Raw genomic sequence first — 17,281 nt, 5'->3', positions numbered from 1 at the left:
CGGGATCATGTGCCGCTGGGCACCCGCTCGCGCTCCGGGCCGGGCTGCCGGACGATCGTCGGCGTCAGGTGGGCCGGGCGGAGCGTGAGGAGACTGCCGACCAGTCCGGAGAAGAGCACCACCACGCCGAGCGCGATCGCGGTGGCCGACGGCAGCACCACCCGCAGCGTGTCGTGCGGGTTGAGGTCGCCGAAGCCGTCCAGCCCCCAGTATGAGACGGCGCCGACGGTGCCCGCCGTGCCGGCGGCGAGCAGCAGCAGACCGATGGTGACGCTGGTCTCCAGCCGCAGCAGGCGGATCCAGCGGTCCGTCGCGCGCTGGGGGACCAGCCGCTCCTGCCGGCCGTAGATTTCGGCCAGTCCGCCGAAGAGCACGAGCTGCACGCCGACGAGCACCATCAGGCACGCGTACACCAGGGTGCTGACGTCGAGCCGGACTGAGCCCAGCGACAGCGGGCCCGGGGTGAGCGCGCCGACGCCGACCAGCCCGAGCAGGGCGAGCGACGTGCCCGGCCGGACCAGGGTCTTGCGCGGGGCGAACACCAGCAGGAACCGCAGGTGCCGCCAGCCGTCCCGCCAGGTGCGCAGGTGCGGCGGACGGGACCGCCCGTCCGGCGACAGGGTGGTCGGCACCTCGACGATGTCGTAGCCGGCCAGCGCGGCGCGTACCACCAGCTCGGAGGCGAACTCCATGCCCGGCATGCAGAGCCCGAGCGCCCGGATCCGCTCGGTGTCGAAGCCGCGCATGCCGCAGTGGAAGTCCCGGACCTCGCGCAGGCCGAACAGCGCCCGGCCGAGCCAGCTGAGCACCGGGTTGCCCAGGTACCGGTGCAGCGGTGGCATGGCGCCGGCCGCGATGCCACCCCGGAACCGGTTGCCCATGACCACGTCGTGCCCGGCTCGAAGCGCCTCGATGAACGGCCCGAGGTCCGACAACGCGTACGAGTCGTCCGCGTCGGCCATGATGATGTACCGGCCGCGGGCCTGCTCGATGCCGTTGAGCAGGGCGCCGCCGTAGCCGCGGATCGGAGCGGACACCACGCGGGCGCCGGCCCGCTGGGCGATGTCCTGTGAGCCGTCGGTGGAACCGTTGTCGGAGACCAGCACCTCCCCGACGACCCCGCACTCCTCGAGCGAGCGCAGTGCCTTGCGGACGCAGATTTCCAGCGTCTCAGCCTCGTTGAGGCACGGCAGCAGCACCGTGACCTCGATCTCCCGTTCGTTCGTCATGATCCCCGTTGCTTTCGGACGAGATGGTGGGTGCGAGCCGTTCCGGCTCGCCGTCGGCCGGCGTGTGCCGGTCCGTCGAGACTGGTGTCGATCGCAGCCGCTGCCAGCCGACGGCGGCGGCGATCGGGAGGAACGCGAGCGCGGGCAGGCCGTAGCGGTGGTCGAACATGGAGGTGGCGACCGAGAAGACCATGATCCCGACGCCGATGCCGGCGTACAGGAGAGCGATCATGCTGAGTCGCAGCCGGCCCCGGCGCGGCCACAGCGCGCCGGCCAGCGCGATCAGGACCATGGCGGCCATGACCGGCGCCGGGGTGACGCCGTACCGGCCGTACTCGTGCAGGAACCGGCTCGCCGCGTTCGCCTCCACGTCGCGGGAGGGCGCCGGAAGCGGCTCGTAGCCGGGGCGGGCGGTGCGCGGCACGCAGTTGAAGTCGGCCGCCCAGTTGGTCGGCGCGAGCTGCGGTCGCCACCAGTTGGCCAGGCACTCCTCCATCGGCTTGAGCCGGGTCGGCCAGAAGTAGCGCGCGGTGTCCGACGCGATGGCGGCCAGATAGTCACCCGGCTGCTGCTTGATCACCTCGTGGGCGAACTCGTCGAGGTCCTCGGGTCGTTCGGCGTCGAGGATCGGGCTCTCGATGTTCCAGATGTACCAGTCCGGGCGGTCGGGCCGCTGGTCCAGCGGCTGCACCGGGCAGAGTTTGCGCAGGCCAGGGCGCAGCTCCAGCCGGTCGCAGTCGGCGAAGTGCGCGGTGCGTCCATAGAGGAACCGGCCGCCCTCGAGGCCGAGCGCGCCCTGGACCGTGCCGACGCCGACGAAGGCGGCGCCGAAGAGGGCGACGATGCCGAGCAGGAACGCGGTCGGCGCCCGCCAACCCCGCCACGGCAGCAGCAGGAACAGCACCAGCGCGCCGATGGCGACCACACCGGTGGGGCGGGTCGCCATGCCCAGCGCGACGGAGACGCCCGCGACCAGGCTCGCCACCATGCCGGGCCGTTCGCGCCGGACCAGCAGCAGCGCCGCGACCGCGAGTGCGGTGGTGAAGAGCGTCTCGGTGAGCAGGTACTGCTCCAGTGTGAACTGGGTGGCGTCGAGCAGGACCGGCGTCACCGCGAGGGTGGCCACCCACGGGCCGACGCCGATCCGGCGCAGCACCAGGTACGTCGCGACGGCGAGGGCGACGCCCGCGAGGTGCTGCACCGCCACCAGCGAGGCGAAGGTGCCGGTCCACTCGAACGCCTTGAGCAGCCACGCGAACGGCCATCGGGGTGGCATGGCCGGCCAGGCTCGGGACAGCCGCACGTACGTGCCGGAGTCGCCCTGGAACCACAGCGCGGGCTGATAGGCGGCCATCGTCACGATCCGCAGTGCTAGGCCCGCGGTGACCACAATGGTGAGCCCGACGTGGCGACGTAGCAGGTCGGCGAGGGTACGAGTGGTGCGGGCCGATCGGGCGATCAGGCGTCCAACGGGCACGGAGCGCTCCAGGAAACTGCGGAGAGTGATTGGCCGCCAAGCTAACACGGTGACCATTCATCGTGTGGGGTCGGCGCGGGCGCCGACAGCAGCGTGTCAATGCCGCAAACTGCCGTTCACTTGTCCGAAAGGACTGAAACGGCCCCGACCCTGGGGGCCCCGGGCCGAACGGCCGGGCGGAGCGGTCGCGCGGACGAACTCGCCGACCCGTTCGGCCTGCCCCTCGTGCGCCGGCGCAGCGCGCCTCAGGCGACGCCGGCGGGCCGGAACTGGACGCTGACCCGGGGGCCGACGGGCCGGGCGGTCTTCGGGATCGCGTGCTCCCAGGTGCGCTGGCAGGAGCCGCCCATCACCACCAGGTCGCCGTGCCCGAGTGGGAACCGCAGGCTCGCGCCCCCGCCGCGCGGGCGCAGCAGCAGCGGCCGCGGTGCGCCGAAGGAGACGATGGCGACCATCGTGTCGGTGTGCGCGGAGCGGCCATGGGTGTCGCCGTGCCAGGCGACGCTGTCCCGCCCCGAGCGGTAGAGGCACATGCCGGCGGTGACGAACGGCTCGCCCAGCTCGGGGGTGTAGTGCCGGGTGAGCGCCGTGCGGGCCTCGGTCAGCAGCGGGTGTGGCAGCGGCCGGTCCGGCCCGTACCAGGAGAGCAGGCGGGGCACCTCGACCTCGGAGTCGTACATCGTCCGCCGTTCGCCCCGCCAGGGCACGTCGTGCAGCAGGGTGTCGAAGACCGCGTCCGAGCCGGCGACCCAGCCGGGCAGGTGGTCCACCCAGGCGCCCCGGGAGAGTTGTCGCCGGCGTAGTCGCCCGGCCAGCGGGCCGAGCGTCGGCTCCGCGGCGGCGAGATCCAGCATCGACGGCTGGTAGGCGGGCCCGGACACACCCTCACCCTACCCGCCGTGTTGGTACAGGTGTACGACCGGGGCGTCTTTTCGCCCGCTGGTCACCTGCCGCACATGTCGGTGTCGCCGGACATCGTCGGCGCGGCCCTAGCGTGAGGCGGCTCCGCCCGGCCCGGGCGGGCGGTGCGCGAGGAGACGACCAGTGCAGAGCAGCTCCACCAACCTGTCGGTGGCGCCCCGATCGACGGCTCCGCCGGTGGAGCCGCCACCGGTTGTGGCCGGCCGGCGGGCGCTTCTGGTCGCGGCGGGCCTCGTCGCCGCGTGGGTCGTCCCGGTGCTGGCGTACGCCCTCGGGCTCGCCGGGCTGCTGCCGCCGCTGGTGCTGCTGCTGACGGCCGGGTTGCTGCGCGTCGGGCGTACCCTGCTCGACCGGCTGGTGCTGGCCGTGGCGTTGCTGGCCGGCGCGGTCTGCGCCGCGGCGCTGCTCTTCTCGTTCTGGCCGTGGGGCCTGCACCCGGTGCCGGTCGCCGGCTCGGCGCTGACCGCGCTGCTCGGGCTCGGCCTGCTCACCGGCCGCCGGCCGCGCCTTCCCCGGCCGGTCCCGGCCGACCTGGCGCCGGTGGCCGCCGCGGTGCTGTCCGGGCTGGCGCTGGCGTGGCCCTACCTGCGCGCCGACGGTCTGACCGGCCGGCTGGCGTACGCCATCATCGGCGAGGACAACAGCCGGCACCTGGCGGCCGTCGAGGGAATCCGGGCGGTGGGCGGCTACCTGTTCGCCGATCCCGACGCCGCGGCCCGGATCGCACCGGAGGCGATGGTCTACTACCCGCAGGGCTTCCACGTCACGGCCGCGCTGCTGGACACCTTCCTGCGCTCGTCGACCGCGGCCGGCGGACCGGCGAGCACCCTCGACCACTACCTGGGTTGGGCGATCTCCGCGTACGCGCTGCTGGTGCTGGCCGTGGTCTGGGCCGCCGGCCGGATCGCCGGACGGCTGCTGGACCCGGTCCGCGCGTTCGTCCTGGCCGGCGTGGTCACCGCGCTCGCCCTCGGCTCCGAGCTCACCCGGTTCGTGGTCTACGGCTACCCGGGCGAGAGCCTCGGCCTGGCGCTCACCGCGATCCTCATCGCGCTGGTCTGCCGGCCGGTGGCCCGCACCGGCACCCAGCTCTGCCTGCTCGGGGCGCTCTGCGTCGGGGTGGGCTTCGCGTACCTGATGTTCCTGCCGGTGGTCGGCGTGCTGGTGCTGGCCTGGCTGGTCCGGCACCGGCGGGCGGTGCGCCGGCGACCCTGGCTGCTCGCCACGGTCGCGGTGGTCACCGCCGTGCTCACCCCGCTGCCCAGCTGGCCGGCCTCCTCTTCACCGACCAGGTCGACAACGTCGCCACCGGTGGCGGGGTGTTTCCGCGCTACGACGCCTACCTGGCGCTGACCGCGGTGATCGGCACCGGGTTGTTCGCCGGCGGGCTGCGGTTGCCGGTGTGGCGCCGGTACGCCGGCGCGCTGGCCGCGGCGCTGGCCTTCGCCGTCGGGTTCCTCGTCTACTTCCGGGTGCTCGGCCTCGACCCGCGTTACTACTACGGCAAGACCCTGCACCTGCTGCTGGTCGTCCTGCTCATCGGCGCGGGGGCGGTGCTGCTGCTGCGGCCGCTGCCGGCGCGCGCCGCGGCGGCCCGTCGGTCCTGCTCCGCCCCGGTCGTCCTCGCCCGGGTGCTCGTCGCGCTCTGCCTGGTGGCCGCGACGGCGGGGATCGCCGGTCTGCCGCGCGGGGGTGGGATCTTCGCCCAGCCGTTCGGCCCGCGCAGCACCACCTGGTCGGCCGCCTGGTGGTCGGGGCTGCTGGAGCGGCCCCGGCAGGCCGACGTGACGGCCCGCGCACTGGCCCAGGCGCCGGTACGCGACGGCCAGGTGACCGTCGTGGTCAGCGACCACCGGCGCGAGGGCTACCTGGAGACGCTCTTCCTCGCCACGTTGCAGGGCACCCACGGCGCGTCCGCGCCGGCGTTCTACAACCTGCCGCTGGCCGAGCCGGCCCGCGCCGCGGCGGTGGTCGAGCGGGAGCGGCGGCCGATCCGTTTCCTGGCCACCGGGCCGGAGGCCGCCGCGGTGGTCGAGCGGCTGCTCGCCGAGCGTCCGGAGCTGCGCTCCCGGGTGACCCTCGAACTGCTGCGCTGACCCGGTGCGGGTCGGCCGGTGCGGGTCGGCCGGTGCGGGTCGGCCGGTGCGGGTCAGGCCGGAGCGGCGGCGCGGGCCTCCAGCACGGCGTCGGCCACCCGCCGCCGGCCCAGCCCGTCCACCGTGGACCACGCCCGGGCGGAGAGGGCCGCACGGCGGGCCGGGGAGGCGAGCAACCCGGTCAGGGTCCGCGCGGCGGCCGCCCGCGCGGCCCGCCCGGCCAGCCCGCCGGCGGCCAGCTCCGGCAGCTCGCCGAGGCCGGCGACCAGCCCGTGCTCGACCACCCGGCGGTACGACTCACGCTGGTTGTCCACCACGCAGACCAGCGCGGCGGGCGCACCGAGGCAGCACAGCTCCCAGGTGGAGGTGCCGGCGGCGCTGACCACCAGGTCCGCCGCCCCGATCAGGGCCGGCAGCTCGTCGGTGGGCGGCACCGGGCGCAGCGACTGCCCCCGCCCGGTCGTCACGGCCGCCAGCTCCGCCTCCACCTCGGGCCGGCCCACCACGACGGTGAGGTCCATCGGGTGTCCGGTGGACAGCAGCACCCTGGCGAGCACGGGTGCGGCGCCGACCGCGTCGGTGCCACCGAAGAAGGCCAGCACCCGGGGCCGGCTCACCGGCGTCGCGGTCCGCGGTGCCGGCGGCCGGGCCGCCACCACCGAGTCCCGCAGCAGCGCGTACCGGACGCCGGCGAGCAGCCGCTGCGCCGGCGCGGCGATCTCCGTGCCGAAGTTCTGGTCCAGGTACAGGTCGGCGTCCTGACCCCGGGTGTCGCCGTCGACCACCGCGAGGGTCAGCACGCCCGCCGCGCGCAGCGCGCCCGCCGCGGCCGGTTCGAGCTCGTAGGAGTCGACCACCATGACGTCGAGCTGGTGCCGGCGGGCCGTCTCGACCAGCTCGGCGACGGTCGGCGGACCCGGGTGCAGCGGGATGCCCCGCGCCGCGAGCTGTGCGGCGGCCCAGCCCACCCCCTCGACGGCGCCGAACATCTCGACGCGGCTGCCGCGGGCCAGGAACTCCTCGCCCAACGCCAGCGAGCGGACCAGGTGGCCGACGCCGCGCCGCGGCCCGGCGTCGCAGCGCAACCCGACGCGTAACGTGCTCAGGACTCCTCCAGCGGCTTCTGCCGTACGCCGGCGTTGAGCGCGCGCAGCGTCGGCTGCCCGTCGAGCCAGTCGGCGAGCTTGGCCAGCGGCACGCTGACGTCGCCGAAATGGTCGGCCACCGCGCGTACCAGCGTCCAGTCCTGCTCGGTGTCGAGGGTGAGCCGGAGTCCGGACCGGTCCGGCGTGAGCGTCACCCCGAGCACCCGGAACAGCTCCGGGTGGGTGTACGCGTACGAGGTGACGTGCACCCGGTGGTGCTCGGTGGCGAGCCGGTCCAGCGTCCGCAGCGCGTCCGCTCGGATGATCTCGACGTCCAGCCCGCGCGGCAGTGTGCGCGCGATCGACGTGCTCGCGTAGTCCAGCCCGGGGACCGCCCGGTAGACCGAGGCCACCAGAGTGATGATCTCCGGGTCGAGCAGCGGGCAGTCGGCGGTGAACCGCATGACTGCGTCACCGGGGTGCGCGTCCAGCGCGCCGATGAACCGGCTCAGCACGTCGTCGACCGGGCCGCGGTGGCACGGCACATCGAGCCGGTCGCACTCGGCGGCCACCGCGTCGTCGACCGTGTCCGTGCTGGTCGCCACCACCAGGTCGGCGAGCACCCCGCTGTCCCGGGCGGCCCGGACCACCCGGCCCAGCACACTGCGGCCGGCGAGCGGTCGCAGCACCTTGCCCGGCAACCGGGACGAGCCCATCCGGGCCTGCACGATCCCGACGATCCGCGTCACCGATGCCTCCGTCCGGTCCCACCACGGCCGCTCACTGCTGCTCCTGCTGCTTCGGCGCCAGCGCCTTGCGGGCCCGCCGCTTGGCCGCGCGGGCCCCACGCCGGGCCAGCCGGGCCGGGGTGAGGGCCAGCCGTCCGACCCGGTAGCTCAGCGATCCGCTGAGCAGGTTGATGGTCGCGTCGGCCCGGCGCAGCGCCCGCTCCCGCGAGGTGAGCAGGTCCTCGGTCCACTTCAGCGCCGCGGACATCCGGGTCAGCTCTTCACGCTGGCGCAGCCACGCCTCGCGCATCTGCTGGTAGTCGCGGGGCCCGGCCGGCGGGTCGGTCGGCTCGATCGACCGCAGCTCGCCGACGAGGGTGACCCGCCCGTCGGCGTCCAGCCCCCGGAGCGCGGCGGTGACCGCCGCCTCCGCCTCCACCGCGGCCGACACCGTCGCCCGGTCGAGGTCGTGCCCGGCGAGGCCGCTCAGCACCACGGTCAGTCCCGCGACGTCCAGCGTGGAGGACCAGGGGTGGGCGTACCCGCCGGTGAGCAGCGCGGCGGCGAACCGCCACAGACCCCGGGCGAGCACCACGTCGCGGTGGAGCGGCTCGGTGGCCCGCCAACTGGGATCGAGCACGGCGTACCGGCCGCCGGAGACCACCACGTTGTCGGCGCCGGCCAGCGCCGCGGCGCCGGCGATCCGGCCGTCGTCACCGGCCTGCCCCGCGAGCCACTCCGCGTACCCGCGCAGCAGCGTCCGCAGCGTGTCCAGGTCGCGCCGCAGGGCGCCGTCGATCAGCAGGGTGCGCAGCAGTCGCCCGTCGGGCACCGGTTGCCCGATCAGCGCGGACGGGTCCCGGTACGCCGCCTTCCGGCTGGCGAACGGCGCGGCGGCCGTGCCGGTGCGGTCGGCGCCGGGGGTGGCCCGCCACCGCCAGCCGTCCGGCCCGTCGACCACCTCCACCACGTCGGAGCCGGGCGGTCCGGTCTGGAGCAGCGCCACCGGAAGGTCGTCCGGCGACCCGAGGGCCGGGGCGGCGCCGGGTGCCGGGGCCCTGCGGGCCAGCACCAGCCAGCTCGGGGCCAGCGCGGCGCCGTGCCCGGCGTGCAGTGCCTCCACGGCCAGCCGGGCGGGGTCCTGGAGCACCGGCGCTGCGGCGAAGCCCTCGATGCAGGCGTCGTGCAGGACCGCGTCGAAGAACCCGGCGGTGGTCCGCCGGTCGAGCTGGTCGGCGTCGAGCAGCGTGGTCGGCGCCTCCGCGTTGGGGTAGGCGGCGAAGCAGACGCCCGGCCGCAGCCCGGCGTCGATCAGCCGGGCGCGCACCTGCTCCCGGTTCGCGGGGTGGTCGGAGTCCAGGACCCCGCCGATGGTCCAGGCGGCGTCGTCGCGTCGGGCGTACCAGGGGGCGGTGTCGACCAGCCGGTGCAGCCCGAGCGGGTTGTCCACCCGCAGCAGCAGGGTGCCGCCGGGGGCCAACGCGTCGGCCAGCCGGCCCAGCACGCCGCCCCAGCCCAGCCGGGCGCCCTCCACCGACTCCACCGGGTCGAGGCCGGCGCCGGCGATGACCACGTCGAACCGCTCGTCCTCCGGCAGTCCGGCCGGCCCGCCCACCACCACCCGGGCGGTACGCGCGGCCAGCGCCACCCCGTCCGGGTAGCTGCGCAGCAGACAGGTCACCTCGGCGTGCGCGAGTCGGTCGAGCACCGCCGGATCGTGCGGCCCGGCCAGGAGAACCCGGGCGCCGGCCGGCACGATCCGCGCCGCCAGCGCGGCCAGGGTCACACCGTCGGCGGGGCGCTGCTCCGGCAGGTCGGACCAGGCCAGCATCTCCCCGCCCGGCAGCACGATCCGGTCGGTGGGTGCCGTCTCAGTGGTCAACTCGTTCCTCCTGGAGGTTCGCCCACCCGAGCAGCTCGCGCAGCTCGGCCGGCGTGCAGCGGTGGTCGGTGCCCAGTTCGGCGCGGGCGATCGCGACGGCGGTCGGCAGGTCCACCGACTCGCCGTGCAGCTCCGGCCACTGGCGGCGGATCCGGGCGGTCCCGCCGAAGGTCGGATCCTCGTCCGCGAGCACCATCGGGTCGCCGTACACCGCCGGTTCACAGCCGGCGGCGATGCCGTAGAAGATCGCGCTGGTCAGCCGGTTCGACGCCACCCGGCGGTGCCGGCGCAGCTCGGTGAGCTGCTTGTCGAGGAAGAGCGGGTCGGTGTCCTTCCACCAGTGCCCGCGGTAGCCGTGGCAGATCACGCGGAAGCCGGCGTTCTCGTAGAGCCGCCGCACCCGCCGCATGCCGTACTCGTGCCAGTAGAGGCAGACGGTCACCGGGCCCGGCTCGGTGTCGCGGATCCGGGCGATGAGCTCCCGGTGGTCGCCGCGGACGTGCTGACCCTCCCAGCCGTGGAACGGATACCAGATGGTGCCCTGCCGCTCCGACTCCGGCGGGTCCTCGGGACGCAGGGCCAGCAGGTACGCGAACGGCGCGCCGATGACGACGACGTTGCGCCGGCCGACCGACCAGGCCCGCCGCCGGGTCTGCTCCGACCAGAGCAGGCTGGGCGTGCCCTCGGCGTACGGGTGGCCGGGGGCCAGCCCGTCGCCGATGTTCCAGCCGTGCTGGACGTACCCGTTGATCCGCGGCGGGTGGCCGTCGCCCAGCCCGGCGTAGCGGGCCAGCACGTGGGCGTGGCCGTAGAAGTGGTTGGCGTGGTGCATCAGCGTCCCATCAGGCGGCGACCGGCCGAGCCGGGCGGCCCCGCAGCGCCGCACCGAGCGCGTCGATGACGCGGTCCTGGTCGGCGTCGCTCATCGTCGGGTAGAGCGGCAGCGAGAGTTGCTGACGGTAGAACGACTCGGCGACCGGGCAGGATCCGCGCCGGTAGCCGAGGTCGGCGAAGACCGGGTGCCAGTGCACGGGGATGTAGTTGACCTGCACGCCGATGGCGGCGGCGCGCATCGCGTCGTACACCTCGCGGCGGCGACCGTCGAGCACCCGGATCGGGTAGAGGTGCCAGGCCGGTTCGGCCCACGACCGCCGCACCGGCAGCCGCACCCCGTCCAGGTCGGCCAGCGCCTCGTTGTAGCGGGCGACCAGCTCGGCCCGCCGGGCGAGGAAGCCGTCGAGCTGGCGCAGCTGGCTGCGACCGAGGGCGCAGAGCACGTCCGGCAGGCGGTAGTTCAGCCCGAACTCGTGCACCTCCTGGTGCCAGCCGCCCTCGTCCGGCCAGCGCTGCTCGTCGCGCTCGCGTACCAGGCCGATGTTGCGGAACCGGCGGGCCCGCTTGAGCAGCTCCGCGTCGGTGCTGGCGACCGCGCCACCCTCTCCGGTGGTGAGGTGCTTGGTCGGGAAGAACGAGAAGGTGGTCACGTCGGCGAGCGAGCCGACCGACCGGCCCCGGTAGGTGGCCCCGACGGAGTGCGCGGCGTCGGCCAGCAGCACCGCGTCCGAGCCGCTCAGGGCGGTCCGCAGCGCGTCGTAGTCGGCCGGGTGGCCGGCGTAGTCCACAGCCGAGACGACCCTGGTGCGCGACGTCGTCGCGGCGGCCGCCGCGGCCGGGTCGAGGGTGAAGGTCTCCTCCTCGACGTCCGCGAAGACGATCTTCGCGCCGAGCAGCGCGGCGCTGCTCGCGGTGGCCACGAAGGTCATCGGCGGTACGACCACCTCGTCGCCCGGGCCGACGCCGGCCGCCGCGTACGCCACGTGCAGCGCGGCGGTGCCGTTGGAGACCGCCGCGCAGCCGGCGCCACCGGTCACCTTCGCCAGGTCCGCCTCGAACCCGTCGACCTGCGGGCCGGTGGTGAGCCAGTCACCGCGCAGCACCTCGGCGACGGCGGCGACGTCGTCCTCGCTGACCGAGTGCCGGCCGTAGGGGAGCATCGCCATCACTTGGTGAGGCCGAGCATGTCGCGCAACTGCTCGACGCTGAGCCACTCGTCGTTGGTGTCCGACTGGTACGCGAAGCCGTCCGACACCGGCTCGCAGTCGACCGGCGGCTGGTAGCCCCAGCCGGCGATGGTCGGCTGGACGATGTACCGGTCCGCGGTGCGCACCGTCCGGCGGCTGTCGTCCGGCGCGATCATCTCCTCGTGCAGCTTCTCGCCGGGGCGGATGCCGATCTCGTGCGTGGTGGCGTCCGGGGCGACCGCCTCGACCAGGTCGAGGATCCGCATGCTGGGGATCCGGGGCACGTACAGCTCGCCGCCCTGCATCCGGTCGAACGAGTCCATGACGAACTGGACGGCCTGGTCCAGCGTGATCCAGAAGCGGGTCATCCGCTTGTCGGTGACCGGCAGGCTCTTGCCCTCGGCGGCGAGCCGGCGGAACAGCGGGACCACCGAGCCCCGGCTGCCCACGACGTTGCCGTAGCGCACCACGGCGAACCGGGTCGGGTGGTGGGCGGCGTAGTGGTTGGCCGAGACGAAGAGTTTGTCGCCGACCAGCTTCGTCGCGCCGTACAGGTTGATCGGGCTGGACGCCTTGTCGGTCGACAGCGCGATGACCTTCTTGACGCCGGCCTCGATCGCCGCGTCGACGACGTGCTGGGAGCCGGTGATGTTGGTGGCGATGTACTCCGACGGGTTGTACTCCGCGGTGTCCACCTGCTTCAGGGCCGCGGCGTGCACGACGTGGTCCACCCCGTGCATCGCCCGGGTCAGCCGGTGCCGGTCCCGGATGTCGCCGATGAACCAGCGCAGCCGGAGGTCGTCACCGAGCTGCTGGCGCAGCTCGTACTGCTTGAGCTCGTCGCGGGAGAACACCACGACCCGGGCCGGGTCGGCCTCGGCGAGGACGTGCCGGAGGAAGGTCCTGCCGAAGGAACCCGTTCCCCCGGTGATGAGAATGGAAGACCCATTCAACTCGCTCAATTGGTGCTCCCATGGTCGTGGTTGTTTCCGCGGTGGCCTTCGGCTGACCGACCGGATCGAGACGCTAGACCCGGCGGGTTAACAGCCCGGCGCACCCCGGTGAACTGATGCCACGTGGGAAGTGAATGCGGAATGCCTTGCAGGCAAACACTTTTCGCTCATTCGGGGCCCGATGGAGCAGCTTAGAACCTCGGCTACACTCGGCCGGCACGCCAGTCGTGCGTACCCGTTACGGAGGAAAGACCAGTGGAACTGCAGCGACTGAGAGTCGTCTTCCGCACGGCGTTGGAACTGCCCGACAACGCCGCCGTGGACAGCCTCGAATACCGCGGAATTGAGAAGTGGGACTCGCTCGCGCACATGTCCCTGGTGGCCGCGATCGAGGATGAGTTCGGCGTCATGTTGGACACCGACGAGGTTATTGATCTCAGTTCCTTCGACCGCGCTCGGCAAATCCTGGAGAAGCACGGTGTCGTTCTCCTCGCCGACTGATCCGCCGGCCCGCCGGGTGCTGGTCACCGGATCCACCCGGGGCATCGGTCTTGCCGTGGCCCGGCGGCTCGCCGAGCAGGGCTGCGTGGTCGCCGTGCACGGCCAGTCGCCCGGCGTCGCCGACGAGGTGGTCGCCACCCTGCCCGGTGGGCCGCACCTCGCGGTGCACGGCGACGTGGCCGACCCCGACCAGATCCGCGCCCTGACCCGCGTCCTGTTCGAGCGGTGGCGCGGCCTGGACGCCCTGGTCGTCAACGCCGGCACGCACGCGGCGGGGCTGCTGGGCGGGGTGTCGGACGAGACCGTGACCCGGCTGTTCGCGGTCAACGCCGCCGGCGCGGCGCACACCCTCCAGCAGGGAGTTCGCCTGCTACGCCGGGGCGAGCGCCCCGCGGTGGTGCTCACCGCCTCCCTGGTCGGCTCGGCCGGGGCCGCCGGCCAGACGGTCTACGCGGCCAGCAAGGCCGCGGTCGAGGGGCTGACCCGGGCCGCAGCGAAGGAACTCGGCCCCGCCGGCATCCGGGTCAACGCGGTCGCGCCCGGCTTCATCCGTACCGACCTGCTCGCCGACCTGGACGACGCGGGCCGGCAGGCCCGCGCCGCCGCCACCCCGCTGCGCCGGCTCGGCGAGCCGGCCGAGGTCGCCGAGGTGGTCGCGTTCCTGCTCTCGCCGGCGGCGGCCTTCGTGACCGGCCAGGTGGTCGGCGTGGACGGCGGGTTGACGCTGTGAGTGACCTGCTGCACGCCGACGCCCGGCTGGTGGACGCGGGCACCGGACGGCAACTGGGTGGCCCGGATCTCGCCGCCCGGGTCGCCGACCTCGCGGCGTCGCTCGACCGGGAACCCCCGGGCGTCGTCTTCGCCACCGTGCCCGCCGACATCGACGCCGTGGTGGCCGTTCTCGCCGCCTGGCAGGCCGGTCGCCCGGTGGCGCTGCTCGATCCGCAGATCCCCGCGGCGACGCTGCGGGACCTGGTCGACCGGTTCCGGCCGGCCCTGCTGCTGACGCACCCCACGCCGCCGGACGGTTACCAGGCGACGGCGGTCGGGCCGGGCCCGGCCTGGCGGCGTACCGGGCCGGCCGATCAGGCCCCGCACCCGGACCTGGCCCTGCTGCTCACCACGTCGGGCTCGACCGGCAACCCCAAGCTGGTCCGGCTGTCCCGCTCGGCCGTGCGGGCCAACGCGGCGGCGATCGCCATCGCGCTGGGCCTCGACGGCGACGACGTGGCGCCCACCACCCTGCCGCTGCACTACACCTACGGGCTCTCGGTGCTCACCAGCCATCTGCACGCCGGCGCCACCGTGCTGCTGGAACGCTCCGGCCTCACCTCCCGCGACTTCTGGTCCGCCGTCGACCGGCACCGGGTCACCTCGCTCGCCGCCGTGCCGTACCAGTACGAGATGCTGCGCCGGCTGCGCTTCGCGCCCGCCCGGTACGAGCGGCTGCGGACGCTCACCCAGGCCGGCGGCCGATTGCATCCCGACCTGGTGACCGACTTCCACGGCCGGATGACCGAGGTCGGGGGCCGGTTCTTCGTGATGTACGGGCAGACCGAGGCGACCGCCCGGATGACCGTCCTGCCGCCCGACCGGCTGCCGGCCAAGCTCGGCTCGGTCGGCCTGCCGGTGCCCGGCGGCACGGTGTCGATCCGTACCGACGACGGCGCTGAGACCACCGAGGCGGCCCGGACCGGCGAGATCGTCTACCGCGGACCCAACGTGATGATGGGCTACGCCGAGAGCGCCGCCGACCTGGCCCGCCCGGACGAGCTGGGCGGCACACTCGCCACCGGCGACCTGGGGCGCCTGGACCCGGAGGGCTTCCTGTTCGTCACCGGCCGGATCAAGCGGATCGCCAAGGTGTTCGGCGTCCGGGTCAACCTCGACGACGTGGAACGGTCGCTCGGCCACCACGGCCCGCTCGCCGCGATTGCCGGGGTGGACCGGTTGGTGGTGGTGGCCGAGGGGGCCGACGCGGACCGGATCGCCCGGATCCGCACCGAGGTCGCGGCGGCGTTGGGCACCCACTCGTCCGGCGTCCAGGTGCGCAGTGTCGACGCGCTGCCGTTGACGCCCGCAGGCAAGCCCGACTATCGCGCGCTGGAGGAACAGTGCTGACCGACGTGTTCACCCGCACCCAGCCGGAGAAGGAGGAACGGCTGCGCGGCGAGCTGGTCGAGCTGCTGGGACACCACCGGCGGCACTGCCCGCCGTACGCCCGGATCCTGGACGCCCTCGACCAGGACGGTGAGCCGGCGACGCTGGCCGACCTGCCCTGGCTGCCGGTGCGGTTGTTCAAGACCCGCAAGCTGTCCAGCGTGCCCGACGACGAGGTGATCCGGGTGCTGACCTCCAGCGGCACCACCGGCGAGGTCAGCCGCATCCACCTGGACCGGGCGGCGGCGGCCACCCAGTCCCGGATGCTGGCTCGCACGCTCGGCACGGTCCTCGGACCGCGGCGGCTGCCGATGATCGTGGTGGACCGCTCCGGGGTGGTCGGCGACCGGCGCTCCTACTCCGCCCGCGGCGCGGGCGCGCTCGGCATGGTGAACTTCGGCCGCGACCACCTCTGGCTGCTCGACGCCGACGACCGGCCGGACGTGGCCGCCCTCAAGGAGTTCCTCGGCCGGCACGGGGACTCGCCGTTCCTCGTCTTCGGCTTCACGTTCATGGTCTGGCGTTACCTCTACGAGGTGGCCCGCGACCATGGCCTCGACCTGTCCCAGGGGATCCTGGTGCACTCCGGAGGCTGGAAGAAGCTCGTCGACCAGGCCGTGGACAACGCCGAGTTCCGGCGTCGCCTCGGTGCGGACACCGGCCTGACCAGGATCCACAACTTCTACGGGATGGTCGAGCAGATCGGCACCGTCTTCCTGGAGGGGCCCGAGGGTGGCTCGCTCTACTGCCCCGACTTCGCCGACGTCATCGTCCGCGACCCGGTGACCTGGCGGGAGGCGCCGATCGGCACCCCGGGCGTGATCGAGGTGCTGAGCACCCTGCCCACCTCGTACCCGGGCAACGTGCTGCTCACCGAGGACCTCGGGGTGGTGCACGGCGTCGACGACGGCCACTGGCCGGGGAAGCGGTTCAGCGTCCTGGGCCGGCTGCCCCGCGCCGAGGCCCGCGGTTGCAGCGACACCTACGTCGGAGGTCGGTCATGACGGTACGGATGCGCTTCCCGGCGGGGCCGGAGCTGCCGGTGGACGAGGTGGTGCCACCGCCACCGGAGACGCCGCTGACGGTCGGTGACGAGCGGATCATGGACTTTCTGACCGCCGTGTCACGCCGTCTGCTGACCCCGGCCCTGGCCCGGCGGCACCCGGAGCTCGGCTCCCTGGGCTTCTTCCTGCGCCGTCGGGAGCTGCTGCGTGGGGTGGAGCGGCTGCGCGCCGGCCTCGACGAGCGGGTGCTGGCGTTTCCCCGGGGCGTGGTGTTCCACGTCCCTCCAGCCAATGTGGACACCATCTTCGTCTACTCCTGGGCGTTGGCCGCGCTGGCCGGCAACATCAACGTCGTCCGCGTCTCCCCCCGGTCGGCGGCGGCCGCCGACGCGATCCTCGAGGTGTTGAACGACAGCCTCGCCGAGGCGGACCCGGTCGTCGCCCGGACCCAGCGCATGGTCACCTACGGCCACGACGACGCGGTGACCGCCCGGCTCAGCGCCGACTGCGACGTCCGGGTCATCTGGGGCGGGGACCGGGCGGTGACGACGGTCCGGCGGCATCCGTTGGCTCCGGCGGCCCGCGACCTCACCTTCCCGGACCGGTCGTCCTTCGCGGTGCTGTCGATCGCCGGCTGGGAGGCCGCCCCGGTCGTCGCACGGCGGGACGCGGTGGCGAAGTTCGCCAACGACGCCTACTGGTTCGACCAGGCGGCGTGCTCGTCGCCCCGGGCGGTGTTCCTGGTCGGCGACGCCGCGTGCGCGGACGCCGTCCGGGCCGAGTTCGTCGCGTTGCTCGGCGTCGCGGCCCGCAACCGGGGCTCGGACGTGGACGCCGCGATGGCGGTGGAGAAGCGGGTCGGGTCGTACGGGCTGGCCGCCGACGGGGGAGTGTCCCGCATGGCCTTCCCCGACAACCTGGTGGCGGCGCTGGAGCTGGACTCGCCGGCAGCGGTGCCTCGGGAGTGGCTCGGCACCGGCACGTTCGGCTTCGTCACGATCGCGGAGCTGGCGGAGCTGGTGCCGTTCCTGCGCCGGCGGGACCAGACGCTGACCCACTTCGGGTTCGACCCGGCCGAGCTGGTCGGGTTCGCCCGGGAGCTGGGGGGCCGGGGCATCGACCGGATCGTGCCGTTCGGTGCGGCGCTCAACTTCGCCCCGGTCTGGGACGGCTACGACCTGCTGCGCGAGTTCGTCCGGCTGGTCAGCGTCGACGGCTGACCGC

At 74.1% G+C, this 17,281-nt stretch carries 16 protein-coding genes; 7 read left to right on the top strand and 9 right to left on the bottom strand.

From position 1 onward, the window contains the following. Positions 1 to 5 precede the first annotated feature (5 nt). From EAD89_RS19090 to EAD89_RS19080, 3 genes are all read right to left on the bottom strand, one after another. Positions 6 to 1,229 carry a glycosyltransferase family 2 protein gene (locus EAD89_RS19090; protein ID WP_121676688.1) on the bottom strand — a complete coding sequence of 408 codons (1,224 nt, stop codon included), beginning with the start codon at positions 1,227 to 1,229 and terminating at the stop codon, positions 6 to 8. After that, positions 1,171 to 2,706 carry a glycosyltransferase family 39 protein gene (locus EAD89_RS19085; protein ID WP_158610759.1) on the bottom strand — a complete coding sequence of 512 codons (1,536 nt, stop codon included), beginning with the start codon at positions 2,704 to 2,706 and terminating at the stop codon, positions 1,171 to 1,173. Before EAD89_RS19085 ends, EAD89_RS19090 begins: the two co-directional genes overlap by 59 nt. A 245-nt stretch (positions 2,707 to 2,951) precedes the next feature. Then, complete coding sequence (locus tag EAD89_RS19080; protein ID WP_121676711.1) at positions 2,952 to 3,560, bottom strand: alpha-ketoglutarate-dependent dioxygenase AlkB; 609 nt, start codon at positions 3,558 to 3,560, stop codon at positions 2,952 to 2,954. A 190-nt stretch (positions 3,561 to 3,750) separates the two neighbouring features. Here EAD89_RS19080 and EAD89_RS19075 point away from each other — a divergent pair, with 190 nt between their 5' ends. Both EAD89_RS19075 and EAD89_RS19070 read left to right on the top strand, forming a co-directional pair. Further along, the gene (locus tag EAD89_RS19075) at positions 3,751 to 4,980 is read left to right on the top strand and encodes a hypothetical protein (protein ID WP_121676686.1); all 1,230 of its coding nucleotides are present in this window, start codon (positions 3,751 to 3,753) and stop codon (positions 4,978 to 4,980) included. Further along, the gene (locus EAD89_RS19070; RefSeq protein WP_121676685.1) at positions 4,947 to 5,723 is read left to right on the top strand and encodes a hypothetical protein; all 777 of its coding nucleotides are present in this window, start codon (positions 4,947 to 4,949) and stop codon (positions 5,721 to 5,723) included. The genes EAD89_RS19075 and EAD89_RS19070 overlap by 34 nt, the downstream gene beginning before the upstream one ends. A 53-nt stretch (positions 5,724 to 5,776) precedes the next feature. On the opposite strand, the gene EAD89_RS19065 is transcribed toward EAD89_RS19070, so the two are convergent. The 6 genes from EAD89_RS19065 to pseB are packed head-to-tail and all read right to left on the bottom strand — an operon-like array spanning position 5,777 to position 12,401. Further along, positions 5,777 to 6,829: a PseG/SpsG family protein gene (locus tag EAD89_RS19065; RefSeq protein WP_121676684.1), complete on the bottom strand. Its 1,053-nt coding sequence runs from the start codon at positions 6,827 to 6,829 to the stop codon at positions 5,777 to 5,779. Next, positions 6,826 to 7,557: an NTP transferase domain-containing protein gene (locus EAD89_RS19060; RefSeq protein ID WP_121676683.1), complete on the bottom strand. Its 732-nt coding sequence runs from the start codon at positions 7,555 to 7,557 to the stop codon at positions 6,826 to 6,828. The genes EAD89_RS19065 and EAD89_RS19060 overlap by 4 nt, the downstream gene beginning before the upstream one ends. Positions 7,558 to 7,588: 31 nt before the next feature. Then, positions 7,589 to 9,418 (bottom strand): class I SAM-dependent methyltransferase, encoded by a 1,830-nt coding sequence (locus tag EAD89_RS19055; RefSeq protein WP_121676682.1) that lies wholly within the window; start codon positions 9,416 to 9,418, stop codon positions 7,589 to 7,591. Next, positions 9,408 to 10,250: a hypothetical protein gene (locus EAD89_RS19050; RefSeq protein WP_121676710.1), complete on the bottom strand. Its 843-nt coding sequence runs from the start codon at positions 10,248 to 10,250 to the stop codon at positions 9,408 to 9,410. Before EAD89_RS19050 ends, EAD89_RS19055 begins: the two co-directional genes overlap by 11 nt. Positions 10,251 to 10,260: 10 nt before the next feature. Beyond that, on the bottom strand, positions 10,261 to 11,412 hold the full coding sequence (locus tag EAD89_RS19045) for a DegT/DnrJ/EryC1/StrS aminotransferase family protein (protein WP_121676709.1): 1,152 nt from the start codon (positions 11,410 to 11,412) through the stop codon (positions 10,261 to 10,263). 5 nt (positions 11,413 to 11,417) lie between these two features. After that, on the bottom strand, positions 11,418 to 12,401 hold the full coding sequence (pseB, locus tag EAD89_RS19040; protein WP_121676681.1) for a UDP-N-acetylglucosamine 4,6-dehydratase (inverting): 984 nt from the start codon (positions 12,399 to 12,401) through the stop codon (positions 11,418 to 11,420). Between the two features lie 246 nt (positions 12,402 to 12,647). Between pseB and EAD89_RS19035 the strand changes: the two genes are divergently transcribed. The 5 genes from EAD89_RS19035 to EAD89_RS19015 are packed head-to-tail and all read left to right on the top strand — an operon-like array spanning position 12,648 to position 17,277. Then, positions 12,648 to 12,893 (top strand): acyl carrier protein, encoded by a 246-nt coding sequence (locus EAD89_RS19035; RefSeq protein WP_121676680.1) that lies wholly within the window; start codon positions 12,648 to 12,650, stop codon positions 12,891 to 12,893. Continuing rightward, a complete protein-coding gene (locus tag EAD89_RS19030) occupies positions 12,871 to 13,623 on the top strand; it encodes an SDR family NAD(P)-dependent oxidoreductase (protein ID WP_233578829.1) in 753 nt (250 codons plus the stop codon). The genes EAD89_RS19035 and EAD89_RS19030 overlap by 23 nt, the downstream gene beginning before the upstream one ends. Beyond that, positions 13,620 to 15,014: an AMP-binding protein gene (locus EAD89_RS19025; RefSeq protein ID WP_121676678.1), complete on the top strand. Its 1,395-nt coding sequence runs from the start codon at positions 13,620 to 13,622 to the stop codon at positions 15,012 to 15,014. The genes EAD89_RS19030 and EAD89_RS19025 overlap by 4 nt, the downstream gene beginning before the upstream one ends. Then, positions 15,008 to 16,057, top strand: a complete 1,050-nt coding sequence (locus EAD89_RS19020; protein ID WP_121654315.1) for an acyl-protein synthetase — start codon at positions 15,008 to 15,010, stop codon at positions 16,055 to 16,057. Before EAD89_RS19025 ends, EAD89_RS19020 begins: the two co-directional genes overlap by 7 nt. After that, entirely contained in the window at positions 16,054 to 17,277 is a 1,224-nt protein-coding gene (locus EAD89_RS19015) for an acyl-CoA reductase (protein WP_121676677.1), read from the top strand. The genes EAD89_RS19020 and EAD89_RS19015 overlap by 4 nt, the downstream gene beginning before the upstream one ends. Positions 17,278 to 17,281: the final 4 nt, after the last annotated feature.

Origin of the sequence: Micromonospora sp. BL4 (assembly GCF_003667505.1) — a bacterium.
In the GTDB taxonomy this organism is placed as follows: Bacteria; Actinomycetota; Actinomycetes; order Mycobacteriales; family Micromonosporaceae; genus Micromonospora.
This window is presented reverse-complemented; position numbering and strand designations above follow the sequence as displayed.

Coding starts and splice junctions, on each gene's coding strand:
- EAD89_RS19090 (WP_121676688.1), bottom strand. CDS start 1,229: ATGACGAACGAACGGGAGATCGAGGTCACGGTGCTGCTGCCGTGCCTC.
- EAD89_RS19015 (WP_121676677.1), top strand. CDS start 16,054: ATGACGGTACGGATGCGCTTCCCGGCGGGGCCGGAGCTGCCGGTGGAC.
- EAD89_RS19045 (WP_121676709.1), bottom strand. CDS start 11,412: ATGCTCCCCTACGGCCGGCACTCGGTCAGCGAGGACGACGTCGCCGCC.
- EAD89_RS19080 (WP_121676711.1), bottom strand. CDS start 3,560: ATGCTGGATCTCGCCGCCGCGGAGCCGACGCTCGGCCCGCTGGCCGGG.
- EAD89_RS19050 (WP_121676710.1), bottom strand. CDS start 10,250: ATGCACCACGCCAACCACTTCTACGGCCACGCCCACGTGCTGGCCCGC.